At 72.6% G+C, this 17,476-nt stretch carries 17 protein-coding genes; 8 read left to right on the top strand and 9 right to left on the bottom strand.

The genetic code is table 11. The annotated features are described in order from the left end of the window. Window positions 1–19: 19 nt before the first annotated feature. Window positions 20–1,120 carry an LLM class flavin-dependent oxidoreductase gene (locus AC067U_RS26095; RefSeq protein WP_478832198.1) on the top strand — a complete coding sequence of 367 codons (1,101 nt, stop codon included), beginning with the start codon at window positions 20–22 and terminating at the stop codon, window positions 1,118–1,120. Further along, on the top strand, window positions 1,117–1,776 hold the full coding sequence (locus AC067U_RS26090; RefSeq protein WP_478832197.1) for a CE1759 family FMN reductase: 660 nt from the start codon (window positions 1,117–1,119) through the stop codon (window positions 1,774–1,776). Before AC067U_RS26095 ends, AC067U_RS26090 begins: the two co-directional genes overlap by 4 nt. Before the next feature lie 32 nt (window positions 1,777–1,808). Here AC067U_RS26090 and AC067U_RS26085 read toward each other — a convergent pair whose 3' ends face one another. Further along, entirely contained in the window at window positions 1,809–2,831 is a 1,023-nt protein-coding gene (locus AC067U_RS26085; RefSeq protein WP_478832196.1) for a magnesium transporter CorA family protein, read from the bottom strand. Between the two features lie 205 nt (window positions 2,832–3,036). Here AC067U_RS26085 and AC067U_RS26080 point away from each other — a divergent pair, with 205 nt between their 5' ends. Then, window positions 3,037–3,228: a hypothetical protein gene (locus AC067U_RS26080; RefSeq protein WP_478832195.1), complete on the top strand. Its 192-nt coding sequence runs from the start codon at window positions 3,037–3,039 to the stop codon at window positions 3,226–3,228. A 118-nt stretch (window positions 3,229–3,346) separates the two neighbouring features. Here the strand turns inward: AC067U_RS26080 and AC067U_RS26075 are convergent, their stop codons facing one another. Then, entirely contained in the window at window positions 3,347–4,228 is an 882-nt protein-coding gene (locus tag AC067U_RS26075) for a hypothetical protein (RefSeq protein ID WP_478832194.1), read from the bottom strand. A 163-nt stretch (window positions 4,229–4,391) separates the two neighbouring features. Continuing rightward, on the bottom strand, window positions 4,392–4,892 hold the full coding sequence (locus AC067U_RS26070) for a hypothetical protein (protein WP_478832193.1): 501 nt from the start codon (window positions 4,890–4,892) through the stop codon (window positions 4,392–4,394). A 328-nt stretch (window positions 4,893–5,220) separates the two neighbouring features. On the opposite strand from AC067U_RS26070, the gene AC067U_RS26065 reads away from it, so the two are divergent. After that, window positions 5,221–5,616, top strand: a complete 396-nt coding sequence (locus tag AC067U_RS26065; RefSeq protein WP_478832192.1) for a hypothetical protein — start codon at window positions 5,221–5,223, stop codon at window positions 5,614–5,616. On the opposite strand, the gene AC067U_RS26060 is transcribed toward AC067U_RS26065, so the two are convergent. From AC067U_RS26060 to AC067U_RS26045, 4 genes are all read right to left on the bottom strand, one after another. Then, the gene (locus AC067U_RS26060) at window positions 5,559–6,962 is read right to left on the bottom strand and encodes an alpha/beta hydrolase family protein (protein ID WP_478832191.1); all 1,404 of its coding nucleotides are present in this window, start codon (window positions 6,960–6,962) and stop codon (window positions 5,559–5,561) included. The genes AC067U_RS26065 and AC067U_RS26060 overlap by 58 nt on opposite strands. A gap of 243 nt (window positions 6,963–7,205) precedes the next feature. Further along, window positions 7,206–8,045 (bottom strand): dienelactone hydrolase family protein, encoded by an 840-nt coding sequence (locus AC067U_RS26055; RefSeq protein WP_478832190.1) that lies wholly within the window; start codon window positions 8,043–8,045, stop codon window positions 7,206–7,208. Between the two features lie 180 nt (window positions 8,046–8,225). Next, a complete protein-coding gene (locus AC067U_RS26050; protein WP_478832189.1) occupies window positions 8,226–11,006 on the bottom strand; it encodes a glycoside hydrolase family 2 protein in 2,781 nt (926 codons plus the stop codon). A 113-nt stretch (window positions 11,007–11,119) separates the two neighbouring features. Continuing rightward, a complete protein-coding gene (locus AC067U_RS26045; protein WP_478832406.1) occupies window positions 11,120–11,650 on the bottom strand; it encodes a MarR family winged helix-turn-helix transcriptional regulator in 531 nt (176 codons plus the stop codon). A gap of 251 nt (window positions 11,651–11,901) precedes the next feature. Between AC067U_RS26045 and AC067U_RS26040 the strand changes: the two genes are divergently transcribed. The 4 genes from AC067U_RS26040 (at window position 11,902) to AC067U_RS26025 (ending at window position 15,499) form a co-directional block, all read left to right on the top strand. Next, the gene (locus AC067U_RS26040; RefSeq protein WP_478832188.1) at window positions 11,902–12,972 is read left to right on the top strand and encodes an alkene reductase; all 1,071 of its coding nucleotides are present in this window, start codon (window positions 11,902–11,904) and stop codon (window positions 12,970–12,972) included. Window positions 12,973–13,013: 41 nt separating this feature from the next. After that, the gene (locus tag AC067U_RS26035; protein WP_478832187.1) at window positions 13,014–13,919 is read left to right on the top strand and encodes an NADP-dependent oxidoreductase; all 906 of its coding nucleotides are present in this window, start codon (window positions 13,014–13,016) and stop codon (window positions 13,917–13,919) included. Between the two features lie 475 nt (window positions 13,920–14,394). After that, on the top strand, window positions 14,395–15,069 hold the full coding sequence (locus AC067U_RS26030; RefSeq protein WP_478832186.1) for a hypothetical protein: 675 nt from the start codon (window positions 14,395–14,397) through the stop codon (window positions 15,067–15,069). A 76-nt stretch (window positions 15,070–15,145) separates the two neighbouring features. Beyond that, on the top strand, window positions 15,146–15,499 hold the full coding sequence (locus AC067U_RS26025) for a VOC family protein (protein WP_478832185.1): 354 nt from the start codon (window positions 15,146–15,148) through the stop codon (window positions 15,497–15,499). A gap of 40 nt (window positions 15,500–15,539) precedes the next feature. Here the strand turns inward: AC067U_RS26025 and AC067U_RS26020 are convergent, their stop codons facing one another. Further along, a complete protein-coding gene (locus AC067U_RS26020) occupies window positions 15,540–16,457 on the bottom strand; it encodes a DMT family transporter (protein ID WP_478832184.1) in 918 nt (305 codons plus the stop codon). After that, on the bottom strand, window positions 16,454–17,347 hold the full coding sequence (locus tag AC067U_RS26015; protein ID WP_478832183.1) for a phosphatase PAP2 family protein: 894 nt from the start codon (window positions 17,345–17,347) through the stop codon (window positions 16,454–16,456). The genes AC067U_RS26020 and AC067U_RS26015 overlap by 4 nt, the downstream gene beginning before the upstream one ends. Window positions 17,348–17,476: the final 129 nt, after the last annotated feature.

Raw genomic sequence — 17,476 nt, 5'->3', positions numbered from 1 at the left:
CAACTTTGGAAGGGGAGCCATGCAGTTCGGGATCTTCACCGTCGGTGACGTCACACCCGATCCGACGACCGGACGCGCGCCGAGCGAGCACGAGCGGATCAAGGCGATGCTGGCCATCGCGCAGAAGGCCGAAGAGGTCGGCCTCGACGTCTTCGCCACCGGCGAGCACCACAACCCGCCGTTCGTCCCCTCCTCGCCGACGACCATGCTCGGCTACATCGCCGCGCGCACCGAGAACCTGATCCTCTCCACGTCCACGACGTTGATCACCACGAACGACCCGGTGAAGATCGCCGAGGACTTCGCGATGCTCCAGCACGTCGCGGACGGCCGCGTCGACCTGATGACGGGCCGCGGCAACACCGGCCCGGTCTACCCCTGGTTCGGCAAGGACATCCGCGACGGCATCGACCTCGCCATCGAGAACTACGCCCTGCTGCGCCGCCTGTGGGACGAGGACGTCGTCACCTGGAAGGGCAAGTTCCGCACCCCGCTGCAGTCCTTCACCTCCACCCCGCGCCCGCTGGACGGCGTCGCGCCCTTCGTCTGGCACGGCTCCATCCGTTCGCCGGAGATCGCCGAACAGGCCGCGTACTACGGCGACGGCTTCTTCCACAACAACATCTTCTGGCCGGCCTCCCACACCAAGCAGATGGTGAACCTCTACCGGCAGCGCTACGCCCACTACGGGCACGGCACCCCCGAGCAGGCCATCGTCGGCCTGGGCGGCCAGGTCTTCATGCGCAGGAACTCCCAGGACGCGGTCCGCGAGTTCCGCCCCTACTTCGACAACGCACCCGTCTACGGCCACGGCCCCTCCCTGGAGGAGTTCACCTCCCAGACCCCCCTGACCGTCGGTTCGCCGCAGCAGGTCGTCGAACGCACCCTGTCCTTCCGGGACTACGTCGGCGACTACCAGCGCCAGCTGTTCCTGATGGACCACGCGGGCCTGCCCCTGAAGACCGTCCTGGAGCAGCTCGACCTCCTCGGCGAAGAGGTCGTACCGGTCCTCCGCAAGGAGTTCGCGAACCTGCGCCCGGCCGGCGTACCGGACGCGCCCACGCACGCGGCCCGCGTCGCCGCGGCCCGGGAGACCTCGAAGGAGGCGGCACAGGCATGAAGCTCGTCGTCGTATCGGCGGGCCTGAGCTCGCCCTCCTCGACCCGGCTGCTCGCCGACCGGCTCGCGGCCGCGACGCGGCGCCACGCGGACGCCGACCTCGAAGTCATCGAACTGAGGGACCTGGCCACGGAGATCGCCCGGCACTTCGTCACCGGGTTCCCGGCCGCCCGGCTGGCCACCGCGCTCGACGCGGTGGCCGCCGCGGACGGCCTGATCGCCGTGACCCCGGTGTTCGCGGCCTCGTACAGCGGCCTGTTCAAGTCCTTCTTCGACGTCATCGACAAGGACGCCCTCACCGGCAAGCCGGTGCTCCTCGGCGCGACCGGCGGAACGGCCCGGCACTCCCTGGTCACCGAACACGCGATGCGCCCGCTCTTCACCTACCTGCGCGCGCTCGTCCTGCCGACCGCCGTGTACGCGGCCTCGGAGGACTGGGGCGAGAACGGCCTGGCGCAGCGCATCACCCGCGCGGGCGCGGAACTGGCACGCTTCATGGCGCCCGCCGGCGTCGACTCCGCCCCGGACGTGGACACCGCGGCCGCGATCGCGCCCCGCTCGCTCACGGGCGCGATCACTTCGATGCGCTCGGTTCCGGCGGAGGGCTTCGAACCGGTGCCGTTCGAACAGCGGCTGGCCGCACTGCGGGCCGAGTAGCGCGGGCCGACCGGGCGGGCCTGCCGGACCGGTCAGTCGTCCTCGCGCAGCCTGCGCCAGATCCGGGTGCGGTGCAGCACGTAGAGCGAGATGAACAGGACGAGCGCCTGCAAGCCCACGGCGAGCAGCCAGAACTCGTCCTCGCTCTCCAGGTTGTCCGTCAGGAAGGTGAAGTTCATTCCGAAGAACCCGGTCAGGAACGAAAGCGGCAGGAAGACCACCGACACGATGGCCAGCCGGTTGATCACACCGTTCTGCTCGCCGGCGATGAGCGAGGAATAGCTGGCGAACGCCCGGCGGGTGGCCTCCTGGAGGGATTCGATGTCCGCGAGCACCAGTCGCGCGCTGGTCAGGAACTCCCGGACGAGCCGCTGCCGCTCCTTGGGAAAGCTGCGGCTCATCATCCGCCGGGAAAGGACCTCGTCGAGGACCTCCAGGAACGGACGCAGGCTGTGGTGGAGGCGGGCGGACTGGCGGCGCAGCTGCGCCAGCCGGTAGACCTGCTCGGGGCTCCGTTCCTCGAACATGTCGTCCTCCAGTTCCTCCGCCTCCAGCAGGGCCCGCACAGAGGCCCGGCGAAAGGTGCCCAGAGCCTCGCCGAGCAGGAGGAAGAGCACGGCCACGGTGTCGGGGGGCCGCTCGTGCAGCAGGGCCTCGGTGATGCGTTCGGCCAGGTCCGCCCGGCCCCGGTGCACGGTGACCAGGAAGGTCTCGCTCACCGCCACGTGGAGGTGGACGACCCGCTCCTCATGCACCACGGGCACGACGAACCCCGCCCGGTCCCCCAGGTACTCGGCCCGAGGGGGCTCATGGGCCCTCCCGAACCAGTCCATGCCCGCGGTGTCCAGGCCCAGCCGATCGGCGACCGATTCCTCTCCCGCCTCCCGCCCGTCCGGCTCCCTCTCCCTCTCCCGCTCCCTCTCCCGCTGTTCGTCCTCGTCCGGCAGTTCGACGTCGACGAGCACGAAACGGTCGTTGGTCAGCCGGTCGCGGGCCTCCGCCGCATCCGTACGGGTGACGGTCACCTCCGGCATCGACACCACCGTTACGATCATCGCCCTCGCCATCCGTCCCGGAGCCTGCGGCTTCCAGGCTCCGCGCGCCCGCCCCTCCCCGCATGCGCAGGCACTCGTGTGCGCCACCGGGCGGCCCGAACGGATGACGAATTCCGGCTGTCCGTACCTGCCCGACGGCCCGCCCCCGGCCGTCAGCCGCACCCGGGCCCCGTGACCCTCCGGCCGGCCGGAGGGTTGCTGGGGCATGGACACCTACCTGCTGGACGGACTGCTGGACCCCGACGCAGCAGAGCCGCGCCGGCCCCTGCTGCGCGAGGGCGAGGCCCGTGCGCTGATGGTGCTGCTGGCGGAGCTGGACGCGGCCGGACAGCCGGAGGAGGTCAGGGACGCCGCCCGGGAACTGCGCTACCGGATCGGGACCAGACTCACCTGCTGACCGGGACCGCCGCATCGCGATGCTCGCCGAGCAACCTGCCCACCCCGGGAGCACAGCCCTGCGCGAACCCAGGTCCGCGGCGACGCACCCGGCGGCCGTCCCACGTGGCGGGCGCTCCTCAGGGGTGTTCGTACAGCTGGAGGAAGCCGCCGAGGGAGAAGCAGGAAGCGCCGAGCAGCGTGCCCCAGTTGGCGATGTCGGTGCTGATCAGACTGCCGGTGGCGGGGCGGGTGTAGGCGGCCAGCGCCGAGACCATGAAGAGCACGGACCCGAGCTGGTTCACCGCGACGATCCACCAGCCGAGGCTGCGGCTGCGCAGACAGGGCCACGGCCGGTGGCAGATCTCGACGAACCCGAGGTGACCCGAGATCAGGAAGAGGGCGCAGCCGATCACATCGGGCGCCCAGACCAGCCGGTTGACCTGCTGGACGGTCAGTCCCTGGAGGAAGGAGTCCAGCAGATCGACGGCGAACACCAGGGTGCCGACGAGGAGGACGAACGTGCTCAGCCAGTCCACCCGGGTCGGCTCGTAGCTCCACCAGCGCCAGCCGGACGTGACCAGCCGGCCCTCGCCGCCGGGCAGGTGGCGGGGGCCGTTGACGACCTGGAGCAGCGAGACGTAGCCGCCCGTGTTGAAGAACAGACCGCCGGCGAAATAGACCGAGGCGCACGTGGTGGCGTCGCCGGAGCCGAACTGGGCGACGGCGGCGCCGGCCGCGAAGAGCGCTCCGCCGATGATGAAGGCGGTGGCGGCAAGGGTGTTGAGCCCGCGCAGCCTCCGCAGGGCGGCCGGATCGGCGCGGGTGTGCCCGCCGGCGGGGGCCCCGGGCGGGCGGACGGCGATGACTCCGAGCCGACGGGCGGGCCGCGACTCCCACACGGCGGTGCCGCCACCGGGAGGCCGCCAGGTGAGCCGGGTGGTGAACGGTCCCGCGCCCTCGGCGCGCCGACCGGTGTTCCGGCCGGCCCCGCCCCCCGCGTCGCCTGCTGCGTCGCTCATGGCACATCCCGGGTCACTGGGCGCATGGGGCACCTGCCTTCGCGCGCCGCTCCACAGGCACCGACTCTGCCAGAGCCGACCGGATATCGCGGTCATTGCAGAGGCGTTTCATGTACCTCCCTCCCATGTCGCCCGGACCGCCCACCGGTTCGTCCGACGCGCCTCAGGCGTCCGTCCACTCCCGCAGAAGGGCTTCGCGCTCGCTCGGCTTCGGTGTGCCGCCGTGGTCCCAGCTCCAGGCCCGGAGGGTCCGGGGATCTGCCGCGCCTTCCCGGAAGCGGGCCAGGAGGCGCTGCGACAGGGAGACTTCCCGAGAGGTGTAGCCGGCCGTCGCGGCCGGCACCGGCACCTCGGCCGTGCCGTCCTCCGTCTCCAGGACCAGGAACATCCGAGGTGGTTCCGCGCCCACGCATACGGGTCCCATGGTGACCACCGCTTCCAGCACGGCCGCCAGGAAGCGGCCCGCGCCCCGTGCGGGGCCCACCACGGGCGCGGCCTCCACCACGGCGGAACGCAGGCCGGACCACGACCATGACCGGTCGCCGTCCGGGCCCCGCGCGTGCACCCCGTGCGAGGTGACGCGGACGCCGTGCCCCTCCGTGCCCGGCGGGGAACCCACGTACACCGCGTCCTCGGTGATCCAGAACAGCCCTACCATCGCCATCGCTGACTCCTGTCGTACGTGCCGGCCGCATCGGCCTGCGGGGACCTCGTCCGGCGCTCGTTGCGCCTGCCTCCAGTAGGCCCCGCGCGGCCGGGCGGGGCACGTCCCTGCATCTCGGGGCTTGACAGTCCGAGGCGGCGGAACCACGGGGCCCGTCGGCCGGCACGCCGCAACCGTGCGCGTGTCAAGTCCCGACTTCCCGTGCCATGACCGCCGGCCGTGCCCAGGGCGCAATGGAGTCCCCCCTCCTACGCGAAGACGCCGGACGGGCCCGCTGTCAGAGGCGGATGAGAGTCTGCGAGCAGCCCACGACGAAGGAAGGCAGCCGATGGATGGACACACTCCTCGCACAGCAGGCCGCGCCGCCGTCGCGAGCGCGGGCGACGAGGGCGGCCGGGAGGGCGGTGCGCCCGGCGCCGACCGGCGGTTCCACGTGACGACGACGGTCCGGCCCGGCCGACCGGTCGTCGAGGGCATCTGGCAGAGCCGGCCCGCCGCGCTCAAGCGGTACCGCGAGTTCATCAGCACCCACGGCACCGTCCACCGCGCCGTGTCCATCACCCTCTGGGCAGAAGCGGACGGCGTCCTGCGGCCCTTGCGGACGTGGACGAAGGGGCTCGGGGAGGAAGTGCACCCCGTCGGCCAGGGCCTGGGAGCGCCGCGGGGTCACGAGCCCGACAGCCTCTCCTCCAGCCAGTCGAAAACGACCTCGCAGTGCAGCTGAGGGGCCATGGGGGAGCAGTGGAGCTGCGCACCCTCCGCCGCGGTCAGCTCGAGGTAGTCCTTCGGCGAGGTGAGGGCGTCGTACATCCGGCGGGGCTGGCCGGGGTAGAACTGCTCGCCCTCGTAATCCAGCACCAGGGTGGGCGCCTTGATGCGCGGCACCACGTCGGTGATCGACAAGGCCCGGACCCGGGTGGCGGGCGTGTAGAAATCGGTGAACAGCTTCCCCTGGCGGGCCTGGAGCATGGCCGGGACGGAGAACGGCTCGAACCTCTTCTTCATCGTGGCCGCCGCGTCCGGGGGCAGTTCGGGAACGACCTCCTCGTTCCAGATGCGGTTGGTCTCCTCCCGGTCGGGGGTGAGGATCTGCCGGATCTCGGGCGGGAAGCCCAGCCACGGCTCCACGCAGCCGGGCATGGCGACCAGGGCGGCGATCCGGCTCTCGAACGCGGCCGCCCGCGGGGCGAGGTCCCCGGCCATGCTCAGCCCGGTCAGGGCGATCTTGTTTCGGTCCACATCGGGCCGGGCCGCCAGCCAGTCGACGAGGGGCGTGACGACCTTCTCCCACGTGGGAGTGAACACGACCCGGTCGACGAAGAGCAGCTGCCCCTGCCCGGGGCCGTCGTAGACCAGGGCGTTCCAGCCGCGTTCGAGCGCGGCGGGGACCCCGTACGTCCACATGTCCACGTTCTGGCCGTCGCTGCCGTTGGTCAGGATCACGGTGGGCCGGGGAGTGTTCGACAGGTCGGGGCGGAAGAACCACACCGGCAGGGGCGTCGCACCGTACGGGACGGCCGCCTTCACCGGGGCGGGCTCGCACAGGTCGCAGAAGGCGTCCCAGGCGGCGCGGCCCGCCCGGTACAGCCGCTCCTCGCTGCCCGGGTCATCGGAACCGAGGACGAAGAACAGCGCCTGGCCGTAGTACTGGGCGGCACGCAGCGCCCGGAAGCGCCTGGTCCGGCCGTCGGCCGGGGCGCCCGGGGGTGCCTTCAGCAGCCGGTCGCCGAGTTCCCGGAAGGTCTTCACGAACGTCTGCGCGCCCAGCCCCGCCCCATTGATCGCGTTCACGGCGGTGAGGACCTCGCCGACCTCGGAGGCACCGGCACCGGCGGCACCGAGTGCGAGCAGCCCGTTGAAGTTGTACCCCGGGTCCCGGAACAGCGTCATCGCGCCCGGGGTGATGTTCTTCGCGGCCGGAGTCGGCGTCACGGAGCCGCCGGTGGCGGCTGCCGGAGCACCGGGTGCTCCGTCGCCACGGCCGCAGCCCGCGACGAGGGCCGCACCCGCCCCGGCGACGAGCAGGGCGCGACGGGTGGCACCGGAACGCTGATCGCGTGTGTCCGTCATGTCTTCGGACCGTAGCCGCGACCCGGTGCGCCGACATCCCGGCTCCCGCCTCCAGGCCCGCGCACGACACGCCGCCCGGACCCGAACGGGCAGGTCGTGGCCCACCCGCCCGGCCGGCCGGCAGCGCGACCGCCGCCGCGCGCCTTGCGCCGAACGTGCGCCGGCCCCGCGACCCTGCCGCCCACGAACCGGTCGTGACCGATTCCCTCGTGCTCCGGGCCGCCGCCGCGGCGACCCGGTCGCTCAGGCGGCGCCGGTGCCCGCCCCTCCCAGAAGCCGGGTGCGGAACAGGGCGAGCACCTGCTCCAGCGCTGCGCGGGTGGGTTCGCCCGGAGCGTCGATCAGGTGTTCGGTCAGCACGGAGTGTGGGGGCAGTACGGCCTCGGGGTTCGCGGCGGCGCCGTCCAGCTCGACGGCGACGAACGCCTCGCCCAGCTCACGCCGCAGGAACGCGAACCGGTCGCCCGGCACGAACCGGTCCCCCCGGAAGCGCAGCCCCATGACCTGCAGGCCCTCCCGCTCGCAGCGCCCCCGTACGACGGCCAGTTCCGCGGGGCTGATGTCGATCGTCCGCGAGCGGCCGGGCGAGACGGGCACCGGCAGCGACGGCTGGGACAGCACCGGTGCCAGTATCCGCGGGTCGGTGGCCATCGCCAGGGCGAAACCCCCGGTCAGGCACATGCCGACGGCTCCCACTCCCGGGCCGCCGCACCGCTCGTGCTCGTGAGCGGCCAGCGCACGCAGCCACGATACGACCCGCGAGCTGCGGCCCGTGGCCAGCAGGGTGAACTCCCGGCTCACGCAGACCTGCGCGATCGAGGAGGCCGAGTACCGTGCGGTGCCCAGCCGGCCGCGCGCATCGGGATGCGGGTCACGGCCGGGTTCCCCGAACAGCACGGGCAGTACGGCGGTGCAGCCGATGGCCGCCACGCGGTCGGCGAACTCCAGCACCTTCGGCGTGATGCCAGGGATCTCGGCCATCACGATCACGGCCGGCCCGCTGCCGCGTCGCAGGACGCGGCGCCCGGTCCCCTCGTGGGTGAACGTGGTCTTCTCGTAGCCGGTCAGGTCGTGGTCCGCCATGACTGCCCTCATCCCCTCCGCACGCGGCGCCGCGCCGCGCCGCATCGCATCGCTACCGGCCCCGGGAACGGTCCCGCCCGGGCGTGCGAGTCTTCCACGGACGAGCCGCCGCGGGCAGGCCGGGTGGACACCGGGAGGCGACGGACGCGGACGCACCGCGGTCGTCGGCGGGCGGCCTCGTCAGCGGGAGGGGACGGTGGCGGTCCGGGCGTTCCACCCGGAGACCCGTACGCGCGGGGTGGCCTCGCCCGGCCCGGCCGTCCGGCGGGTCGCGGTCAAGCTCACCGATTCGCCTGGCCACAGCGTGATCTGGTTGTCGCTCCAGCGGACGGGCAGCAGGGGAGTTCCGTGCTCGGACACCAGGTCGACGTCGGTGAACAGCGCCGGGGTCTTCGTGGTGCCCGGGTGGCGGAGCGTCACGGTCGTCGTCGACGTCCCGGACGGGGTGACCGTCGTCGTGGCCGTCGTGTCCAGGGAGACCGGGGCCATCGGGTTCAGCCCGGTGAGATCGGCGTAGGAGGTGGTGGGGGTGTGGTACCAGTCGGTGTCGTCGTGTTCGACGAGGTCATCGCGGGTGGAGAGCCAGTAGACGTTGCGGCTCAGCTCCCGGCCGGCGCCGTCGGTGAGCAGCAGCCGGGCCAGGTGGGTGGTGTCCAGGCCGGGAACCGTGGCCGGGACGGTCAGTGAGGTCGTGGTGACCCCGCCGGCCTCGACGCTCACCCCGCTCACCGTGCGGTCGTACTTCTGGGTCCCGTCGGGGTTGAAGAGCGTGAGACGGGCGTTCAGCCCGGAGGCGTCCGTCGTCCGGTTGTTCACGACGCTCACGGCCCGGTCGTCGTAGCCGTACTGCACATGGAGGGGTTCGTTGGCCTTCTTCGCGCCGAAGTAGGCCCCGTTCTGGTCGAGGTAACGGTCGATGAGCTGCCAGTGCAGGGAGGTCCAGCCGCTGTTGAGCATCCAGTAGATGACGCCCGTCGCCGGCGCGTCGGTGTCCTTGGCGTTGCGGGAGTACGCCTCGAACTGCGCCCGCACGTTCTCGTACTGGGCCAGCTGCGCCTTCCGCAGGTAGTCGCCGAGCCCCGTCGGGCTCCCGTAGCGGCCGGCGAGCGCGGCGTCGTACAGCGCGAGCGTGGAGAAGGTGCGCGAGGGGGAGCGGTGGTACTGGGGAGCGGACGGCTCCTTCCAGAGGGTCTCCAGCTCGGCCGGGGTCAGCATCCGGCGCAGCGTGTCCAGGGTGGGGATGCTCGGACCGGCACTGGTCTCGGAGTTGAAACCGGTGGCCCCGCCGGCCCGCTTGTCGTACCAGTAGCCGGGCGGCACCCAGTCGTAGGGGCCGGTCATCCGCATCCCGGAACGGCCGCTGAGCGGTGCCGACGCCCCGGAGGCCGAAGGGACCACGGGCACCTGCCAGTCGGCGGCCGTCAGCGCTTCGAGGTACTCCGACTCGATCTCCGCGTTCGGCGCGGCGTCGCTCCCGATGAGGAACGAGACCACGCTGGGGTGGTGGCGCAGCCGGGCGGCCTCGGCGGCCATCGAGGCCCGGGCGACGGCGTGGTCGGCCTCGTCCCACTCCTCCCCGGACCCGTCGGGGTTGAACTCCGCCTCCCACTTGGTGCAGCACTCCCAGCCGGGGAGCGTGAGGATCCCGTACCGGTCCGTGAGGTCGAAGAACTCGTCGGGCTCCAGGCGCCCTTCCAGGCGCAGCGTGTTCAGCCCCAGGTCGCGGACGTACGCAAGGCGGTCCTCGGCGTACGCGCGGTCCCAGCGCAGGAACGCGTCGGGGGACCAGCCCGCGCCCTTGACCAGCAGCGGGCGGCCGTTGATCCGGTACTGCCGCGCGCCGTCGGCGTCGATCGGTGCCCGCACGTCACGGATCCCGAAGGTCGAGCGGGTGGTGTCGGAGGCCGTCCCGTCCACCGACACCGTCAGGTCGAGGTCGTACAGGGGTTGCTCGCCCATTCCGGCCGGCCACCACACGCGCGGCGAACGCACGCGGAGTCCGGGGTGGTCGGCGGGGGAGAAGACGACGGTCCTGCTCTCCCGGGGGGCCAGGGTGACCCGGCGGCTGATGGCCGCGGGGCCGGCCGTGCCCGAGATCAGCGCGGTGACGGTGTCCGGCGAATCGTTGCGCAGGCCGGCCTTGACCGTCAGGTCGGCGGTGTCCATCGAGGGCATGGCCAGTGCGGTGACGACGTGGGCGTCGCGCAGGACCACCGCCCCGCTGCGGCGGACGACGACGTCGCGGACGATGCCCATGTTCCGGTCAGGCGGCGGCTGCAGCCAGTCGAGCCAGCCCATGGTGAGGTGCTTCTTCGGGTCGTTGGGCCGGATCCGGAAGGCGACGGTGTTGGTGCCGGGTCCGACCAGAGCGGTGATGTCGAGCTCGTGCCGGGTGTAGGCCCCCGCGACGGTGTCCGCCGTCGCGATCCGGCGGCCGTTGACGAACACGTCGGCGGCGGAGATCACCCCGCTGAAGTCCAGGTACGTACGCGCTTCCGGGCCGGTGACCGAGAAGTCGGCCCGGTACCACCACGGGACCTCGAAGTCGGCGGCGGGGATCAGCTTCTGGTTCGTGGAACGGAACGGGTCGGGGTGGACCCCGGCCGCCAGCAGGGCGGCGAGGACGGTGGAGCGGGGACCGGCCCGGTACCAGCCGGTCGTCGCATATCCCGGCTTGGACACCTCCTCCGGCGGATCCTCGACCAGCGCCGACGACTGGATCATGAAACCGCGCAGGGCCGTGCCGGAACCGGGACCGCCGGTGACCGCGGTCGACACCTGTGGGCCCAGCGCCGCCCGGGCGGTGGAGCCGGCCGGGGTGAAGGCTGCGCCCAGTACGAGCAGCGGAACGAGGAGCGGTACGACGAGCAGGACGACCAGGACCGGCCCGGCCGGGCGGCCGGACCGGAACCCGGAGCCGCGGTGGCGGGCCTGCGTCGATACGTCCTGTTGTTGCTGCATGGCCTCAGCATGCTGTCCCGCCACCTCCGGGCGATGCTTCCCATACCGGGCATCGCCCGATCGCACCAATCGAGGGCTCGGCCATTCGACGGCTCTGCCGACGGGGAAGGGCGCTAACGCTCCGTGTCCGCGCACGCGGAAGCGGCGGCCTGCACGAGGTTCTGTTCCAGCCGCCCCAGGGCGAGCAGCGTCGCTGCGCGCTCCTCATCGGTGAGTCCCGCCGTCGAGAGGTCCTCGAGCCGGCTCCAGACCTGCTCGACCTCCCGGCGCAGGGCCTGGCTGGCGGCCGTGGGCTCGATGAGTGACGCGCGCTTGTCCGTGGGAGAGGGCCTTCGGCGGACGAAGCCGGCCTGCTCCAGGCGCCGGACGGTGCGGGTCATGGTGGCGGCGTCGGAGTCCAGCAGCCGTACCAGGTCGGTCTGCCGCTGGGGGCCGAGTTCCCACAGGTGCATCATCACCAGCTCCTGGCCGGGGTGCAGGCCGATGCGGCGCAGGAGCTGTCCCGCGAACATGCGGTGCAGTCGGGCCAAGCGGAAGATCGCGTGGCTGACAGGTCCGCCGCCGGCCGCTGCGGGCACCGGGACGGAGGCCGCCCGTACCCCGCCCCCGGGCTCGTTCCCCGCCCCCGGCGTGGACTCGGTCATCGCTCCCTCGCTTTCCTGCTCGATCAGCATGATCCTACCGTCGCGCTCATGGCTGCGGGGCTCTGGAGTCAGTAGTCCTCTTTTCGAAATGAATATCCCCAGGTGGACGGCTGTTCTCGGGCTCGTGGCGCGCGCCGGGAATGAATCCGGAGTAGTTACCTGTTCGGACAGGTGATTTACTTGTTCGAGCAGGTAACGGGTGTGGGTGGTCGCCACGGGGACCGCGGAGCACCCCTCACGAGGGAGACATCATGACCACTGCATTCGATCCGGTCGTCCTGGGCGGCAAGCGCCTGGCGAACCGCCTGGCGATGGCACCGATGACCCGCAGCCGCGCCTACGGGCCCGGCGCCGAGCCGACCGACCTGATGGCGACGTACTACGCGCAGCGGGCCACCGCCGGCCTGATCGTCACGGAAGGCATCCAGCCCTCGCCGGTCGGCCAGGGCTACCCCGACACCCCCGGCCTGCACACGCCCGGCCAGGTGCGGGCGTGGCGGACGGTGACCGACGCCGTGCACCGCGAGGGCGGTGTGATCTTCGCGCAGCTGATGCACACCGGGCGGATCGGGCACCCGGTCCTGCTGCCCGACGGTCTGGTGCCGGTGGGGCCGTCGCCGGTGGCCGCCCAGGGCCAGGTCTACACGCACGAGGGGCCGAAGGAGTACGTGACGCCGAAGGAGCTGAGCGAGGCGGAGATCCGGCGGACGATCGCCGACTTCGCCACCGCCGCGCACAACGCGGTCGAGGCCGGGTTCGACGGCGTGGAGATCCACGGCGCCAACGGCTACCTCATCCACCAGTTCCTCGCCCCCAACACCAACCACCGCGGCGACGCCTGGGGCGGCGACACCGAGGGCCACATCCGCTTCGCCGTCGAGGTCGTCACCGCCGTGGCCGAGGCGATCGGCGGCCACAGGGTGGGCCTGCGGATCTCACCCGGAAACCGGTACAACGACATCGCCGAGGACGACCCCCGCGACGTCTACCTCGCCCTGCTGGACCGGCTCGCCGGCCTGGACCTGGCGTACCTGCACCTGATGGAAGGCCCGGACAGCGGCCTCACCGCGCAGCTGCGCGAGGCATGGACCGGCACGTTCGTCCTCAACCCGTTCACCTACCCCGACGTCACCGGAGCCGACGCGCTGAAGCTCGTCGAGGACGGCAGCGCGGACCTGGTGGCCTACGGCGCCCTGTTCCTGGCCAACCCCGACCTGCCCCGACGCCTCGCCGTCGGCGGCCCGTTCAACACCCCGGACCAGGCGACCTTCTACGGTGGCGACCACCGCGGCTACACCGACTACCCCACCCTCACCGTCTGACTGACTGACTGACTGACTGACTGACTGACAAGGAGTTCCCGATGTCCAAGGCGATCACGTTCACCGAGTACGGCCCCCCGGAGGTGCTCCGGCTGTCGGACGTCACCCCGCCGGAACCCGGCCCGGGCCAGGTCCGCATCCGGGTACGGGCCGCCTCCGTGAACCCACTCGACATGAAGATCCGTTCCGGGCTGATGGCCGGCGCCGTTCCCGCCCGCTTTCCCGTGATCCCCGGCCTGGACGCGGCCGGCGTGGTCGAGGCCGTGGGCGAGGGAGCCGGTGCGGCGGTGGGAGACGAGGTCCTCGGCTCCGCCGTCGGCGGCAGCTACGGCGAACACGCGCTGCTCGACAGGCCGGTGGCCAAGCCCGAGGCACTGTCGTGGGAGACCGCGGCCTCACTGGTCACCGTCGGCCGTACCGCGTACCGCGTCCTCGGAGGGCTCGGCGTGCGGGCGGGGCACACCCTGCTCGTCCACGGCGGCGCCGGCAGCGTGGGCACCCTCGCGGTGCAGCTCGCCGTGGCCCGCGGCATCACCGTCATCACAACGGTCGGTGCACACGACATCGAGCGCAGCACCGCACTCGGTGCCACGGCCGTCCGTTACGGCGACGGCTGGGTGGAGCGGGTGACGGCCGTGGCTCCGCGGGGAGTCGACTTCGTCTTCGACGCTTCCGGCGCCGGCGTGCTCGCCGACTCCGTCGCCCTGACCGGCGACAGCGCACACGTCGTCACCATCGCCGACCTGTCCGCCGCGCAGTACGGTGTCCGCTTCAGCTCCGGCGCCGGCGAACAGGCCGGGGACGCCCTGCCGGAGCTGGTGCGACTGGCCGCTGCCGACAGGATCACCGTTCCGATCTGGCGTACGTACGCCCTGACGGAGGCGGCACGGGCCCACGCAGACCTGGAAGCCCACCGCAACCGCGGCAAGGCCGTCCTCGTGCCCTGACCTCCGCACGCACCGGCGGGGCCCCGGCCCCCCGAGCTCGGGTTCGGCTTCCACCCGCCCGAGGGCTCATCCGGGTGGCGGGGGAACTCGTGGCCCGCATTCCGCCACCCGCCCACCCCTCCTGAAGAGTCGGCCCGGGGCTCCGCGTACGCCCGTGCGCCGTGATCGCGGTACTCACCCTGCCCTGCCCTGCCCTGGGTCGGGGCCCGGTCCGGCCCCTGTCGGTGAACAGCGCGGCAGACGCGGTAGGTTGGCGTACGAACCAGGCTCCCGACCAGGGCTCGAGCCGCAGAGCAGTCGGCGCCCCGTCCTGTCCACCCGTCCCACGCCCGAGGCGAGCGGCCCTCCTTGGAGGAGCCGAGCGCCGGGCCGAGAACGCCGGCCACGGCCCGCCGGGCGAGCACGTCGAGGACGGGGCTCGCGCCGCGACGCCGTCCGACCGCCGCGGCCCACGGCACACCCGAAGGAATCCCGTATGACCGACCTGTCACGCCCCGCCGGCCAGAGCGCCGCACCGGATCCCCTGCGCAGCGTGTACCTGCGGCTCGTCGCCGAGGAGTCGATACCCGCCGAAGCGCGGGGGTACTACACGTATCTGCGCCCGCTGGCCACCGACCTGCTGGCGGGCATCGCCCTCGACACCCCCGAGAACGTGCGCATCCTCACCGACGACGAGGTCCGCCTCGTCGACTGGGACGTCCTCGTGACGGCGGCGCGCGCCAACCTGCTCGACGAGCCGTCCGACCACGACACCATCGACCTCCCGGGCGGCGCGGTCCTCCACATCCTCGGCCACCCGGAATCGGTGTTCGCGGCCAGCAAGGCGCTCGTCCTCGAGGAAGCCGTGCGCCTCGCCGGAGGCCCCGACCTCCCGGCCGAGGGAGTGCTGCTCACCGTCCCGAACAGGCACAACCTCGTCTTCTACCCGCTGGCCGACAGCCACGTGGGCGAGGCCGTCAACGCCCTCGCGCAGTTCGGGCAGGGCGCCTACGAGGACGGCCCGGGACGCATCTCGCCGCGAGTGTTCTGGTGGCGCGCCGGCACCCTGACCTCGATCAGCTCCTTCGACCCGGAGACCAGGGTCATGAGCATCACCCCGCCGGACGAACTGATGGCCATCATGCGCCGGTTCGCCCACTCGGGCAGCTGAGGAACCGTCTGGTCCGGCTCCCGGCGCCGCCCCCGCGTTCCTGTTCTCCGAAGCCCGGAAGACCTAGGCTCGCCGGATGACCTTGGAATGGGAACAGGTAGTCGTGCACTCGGAAGATCCGGTGGCCTTGGGGCGGTGGTGGGCCGAGGCCCTCGGCTGGGTCGTGGTCCACTCCTCTGACGACGAGTTCGAGATCCGCCCGGAGCCGGACCGGCTGCCGGGGCTGGACTTCGTCCGGCTCGATGAGCGCAGGAAGTCCAAGAGCCGGCTGCACCTCGACTTCAGGCCCGATGACCAGGACGCCGAGGTGGCTCGTCTGGTGGCGCACGGCGCACGGCGTGTCGACATCGGCCAGGGTGATCAGCCCTGGGTCGTTCTGGCGGATATCGAAGGCAACGAGTTCTGCGTCCTCGGCCCGCGGCGTCCGTAGGGCTCGCGCAGAAGGGGTCACCCACCGGAGCCGCCTGAGGTCAAGCGGCCCTGGCGGGACCGGCCGCCATCGGCGTGCCCGGCTGGTCTGCGGGAACGCGCGGGAGCGGAGCCGGTGCGGTGGTCGGGACGGGTGTCGCCGGGGCCCGGGTGAGCAGCAGCACACCGCGGGCCGCCGCCGCGGCACCGGCCACGCAGAGCAGCAGGCCGGTCGGCCCGCCCCGGAGCCGTTCGCCGAGCAGGACCATGCCGATGGCGGCCGCGGCGAGCGGGTTGGCCAGGTTCACCACGGCGAGCGGCGCCCCGAGTCCGGCCCGGTAGGCGCGCTGTGACAGCAGCAGGCCGGCCACGGCGAAGCAGACGACGAGCAGCGCCACGCCGAGGATCCGGAGACCGGGCGGCGATCCGTCGTGCCCGGCAGCCACGGCCACGGCCACGGTCTGGGTCAGGGCCGAGGCGACGGCGGAGGCCAGCCCGGAGGCGGTGGCGTGGCGCAGCCCGGAGCGGGAGGCCTTGGCCGCGGTCAGTGCCAGGATCACGGCGGTCGTCGTCCCGGAGACGGCGAGTGCCTCGGCGAGGGTGAGCGTGTCCTCGGGGGCGGGTCCGGAAGCGGGGAGCAGTAGCAGCGCCAGCCCGGCGACGGTCGCCGCGGTGCCGCGCCATTCGGTGCCGGAGACCCGGCGGCCGGCCCGCCGCGCGCCGAGCGGCACGGCGGCGACCAGGGTGAGCGCGCCCAGCGGCTGGACCAGGGTGAGCGGGCCGTAGCGCAGTGCGGCGGCGTGCAGCAGTGCGGCGCCGGCGTTCAGCGAGGCCGACCACCACCAGCCGCCGTGGCCGAGCAGTGCGCGGGCGGTCCGGGCTCCGGAGGTCCGGGCCAGCCTTTCCTGTGCCACGGCGGCGGAGGCATAGGCCAGGGAGGAGGCGAGGCTCAGGCCGACGGCGAGAGCGGTGGCGTTCACCGCACGCCCCCTGCGACGGGCTCGGCGGGAGCCTTCCGGGGGCCCGGCAGGCCCGGTGCGGGGACCCGCGGCCCGGTCGCGGCCCGGGCGGCCGTTGGGCCGGGGCCCTCACCACGGATTCCGCCGGGGCCTTCACCGGCACCTTCGTCGGTGGCTCCGCCGGTCTCCTGCGGGCGGGGGACCAGCAGGAGGGCCGCGCCGAGCAACAGGGTGGCCACCAGCGCGTCGAGCCAGTAGTGGTTGGCCGTGCCCACGATCACCAGCAGGGTGACCAGCGGATGCAGCAGCCAGAGCGCCCGCCACCGGGAACGGGTGGCGACGATCATCCCGAGGGCGAGCATCAGGGCCCAGCCGAAGTGCAGCGACGGCATGGCCGCGAACTGGTTGGCCGTGGTGTCCCCGGCGGGGGAGGCGGCGTAGACGGAGGGCCCGTAGACCTGCGCGGTGTCGACCAGGCTGGCGGCCCGGAGCATCCGCGGCGGTGCGAGGGGGAGGGCGAGGTGGAGGCCGAGGGCCGCGCCGGTGAGGAGGGTCAGCACCCGGCGGGTCCACCGGTAGTGGTCCGGGCGGCGCAGGTAGAGCCAGACCAGGAAGAGGGCGGTCGCGGGGAAGTGGACGGCCGCGTAGTAGGTGTTCGCGGCGTGCACGAGGGAGCCCCCGTTCAGCAGCAGCCCCTGGACGGAGCCCTCGCCTGGCAGGTGGAGGGCGCGCTCGGCGTCCCAGATCCACTCGGCGTTGCGGAAGGCGTCGTCCGTACGGTCCGCCGAGAGGGTCCGCCCCGCCTTGTACACGCCGAAGAGCACGGCGACGAGCAGCAGCTCGCGTATGAGGCGGCGGCGCGCCGCCCCCGGTCCTGCCGGCGGGCCGGCCTCGATGCTGTGGGCGGTCATCGCCGGCCCTTCTTCCTGTCGCACCCAATCGATACACTCGCGTATCGGTACACTACCGTATCGATACGAGGCTGTATCGATACGCGGGTGTTCCCCTAGACTGCATACGGAACCTGTCGCAGAGGGATC

It is taken from the genome of Streptomyces sp. NPDC043853, from assembly GCF_056436025.1.
This window is presented reverse-complemented; position numbering and strand designations above follow the sequence as displayed.

Excerpts from the sequence above, each read along its gene's own strand:
- AC067U_RS26095 (WP_478832198.1), top strand. The coding sequence starts at position 20 with ATGCAGTTCGGGATCTTCACCGTCGGTGACGTCACACCCGATCCGACG.
- AC067U_RS26090 (WP_478832197.1), top strand. The coding sequence starts at position 1,117 with ATGAAGCTCGTCGTCGTATCGGCGGGCCTGAGCTCGCCCTCCTCGACC.
- AC067U_RS26085 (WP_478832196.1), bottom strand. The coding sequence starts at position 2,831 with ATGATCGTAACGGTGGTGTCGATGCCGGAGGTGACCGTCACCCGTACG.
- AC067U_RS26080 (WP_478832195.1), top strand. The coding sequence starts at position 3,037 with ATGGACACCTACCTGCTGGACGGACTGCTGGACCCCGACGCAGCAGAG.
- AC067U_RS26075 (WP_478832194.1), bottom strand. The coding sequence starts at position 4,228 with ATGAGCGACGCAGCAGGCGACGCGGGGGGCGGGGCCGGCCGGAACACC.
- AC067U_RS26070 (WP_478832193.1), bottom strand. The coding sequence starts at position 4,892 with ATGGCGATGGTAGGGCTGTTCTGGATCACCGAGGACGCGGTGTACGTG.
- AC067U_RS26065 (WP_478832192.1), top strand. The coding sequence starts at position 5,221 with ATGGATGGACACACTCCTCGCACAGCAGGCCGCGCCGCCGTCGCGAGC.
- AC067U_RS26060 (WP_478832191.1), bottom strand. The coding sequence starts at position 6,962 with ATGACGGACACACGCGATCAGCGTTCCGGTGCCACCCGTCGCGCCCTG.
- AC067U_RS26055 (WP_478832190.1), bottom strand. The coding sequence starts at position 8,045 with ATGGCGGACCACGACCTGACCGGCTACGAGAAGACCACGTTCACCCAC.
- AC067U_RS26050 (WP_478832189.1), bottom strand. The coding sequence starts at position 11,006 with ATGCAGCAACAACAGGACGTATCGACGCAGGCCCGCCACCGCGGCTCC.
- AC067U_RS26045 (WP_478832406.1), bottom strand. The coding sequence starts at position 11,650 with ATGACCGAGTCCACGCCGGGGGCGGGGAACGAGCCCGGGGGCGGGGTA.
- AC067U_RS26040 (WP_478832188.1), top strand. The coding sequence starts at position 11,902 with ATGACCACTGCATTCGATCCGGTCGTCCTGGGCGGCAAGCGCCTGGCG.
- AC067U_RS26035 (WP_478832187.1), top strand. The coding sequence starts at position 13,014 with ATGTCCAAGGCGATCACGTTCACCGAGTACGGCCCCCCGGAGGTGCTC.
- AC067U_RS26030 (WP_478832186.1), top strand. The coding sequence starts at position 14,395 with ATGACCGACCTGTCACGCCCCGCCGGCCAGAGCGCCGCACCGGATCCC.
- AC067U_RS26025 (WP_478832185.1), top strand. The coding sequence starts at position 15,146 with ATGACCTTGGAATGGGAACAGGTAGTCGTGCACTCGGAAGATCCGGTG.
- AC067U_RS26015 (WP_478832183.1), bottom strand. The coding sequence starts at position 17,347 with ATGACCGCCCACAGCATCGAGGCCGGCCCGCCGGCAGGACCGGGGGCG.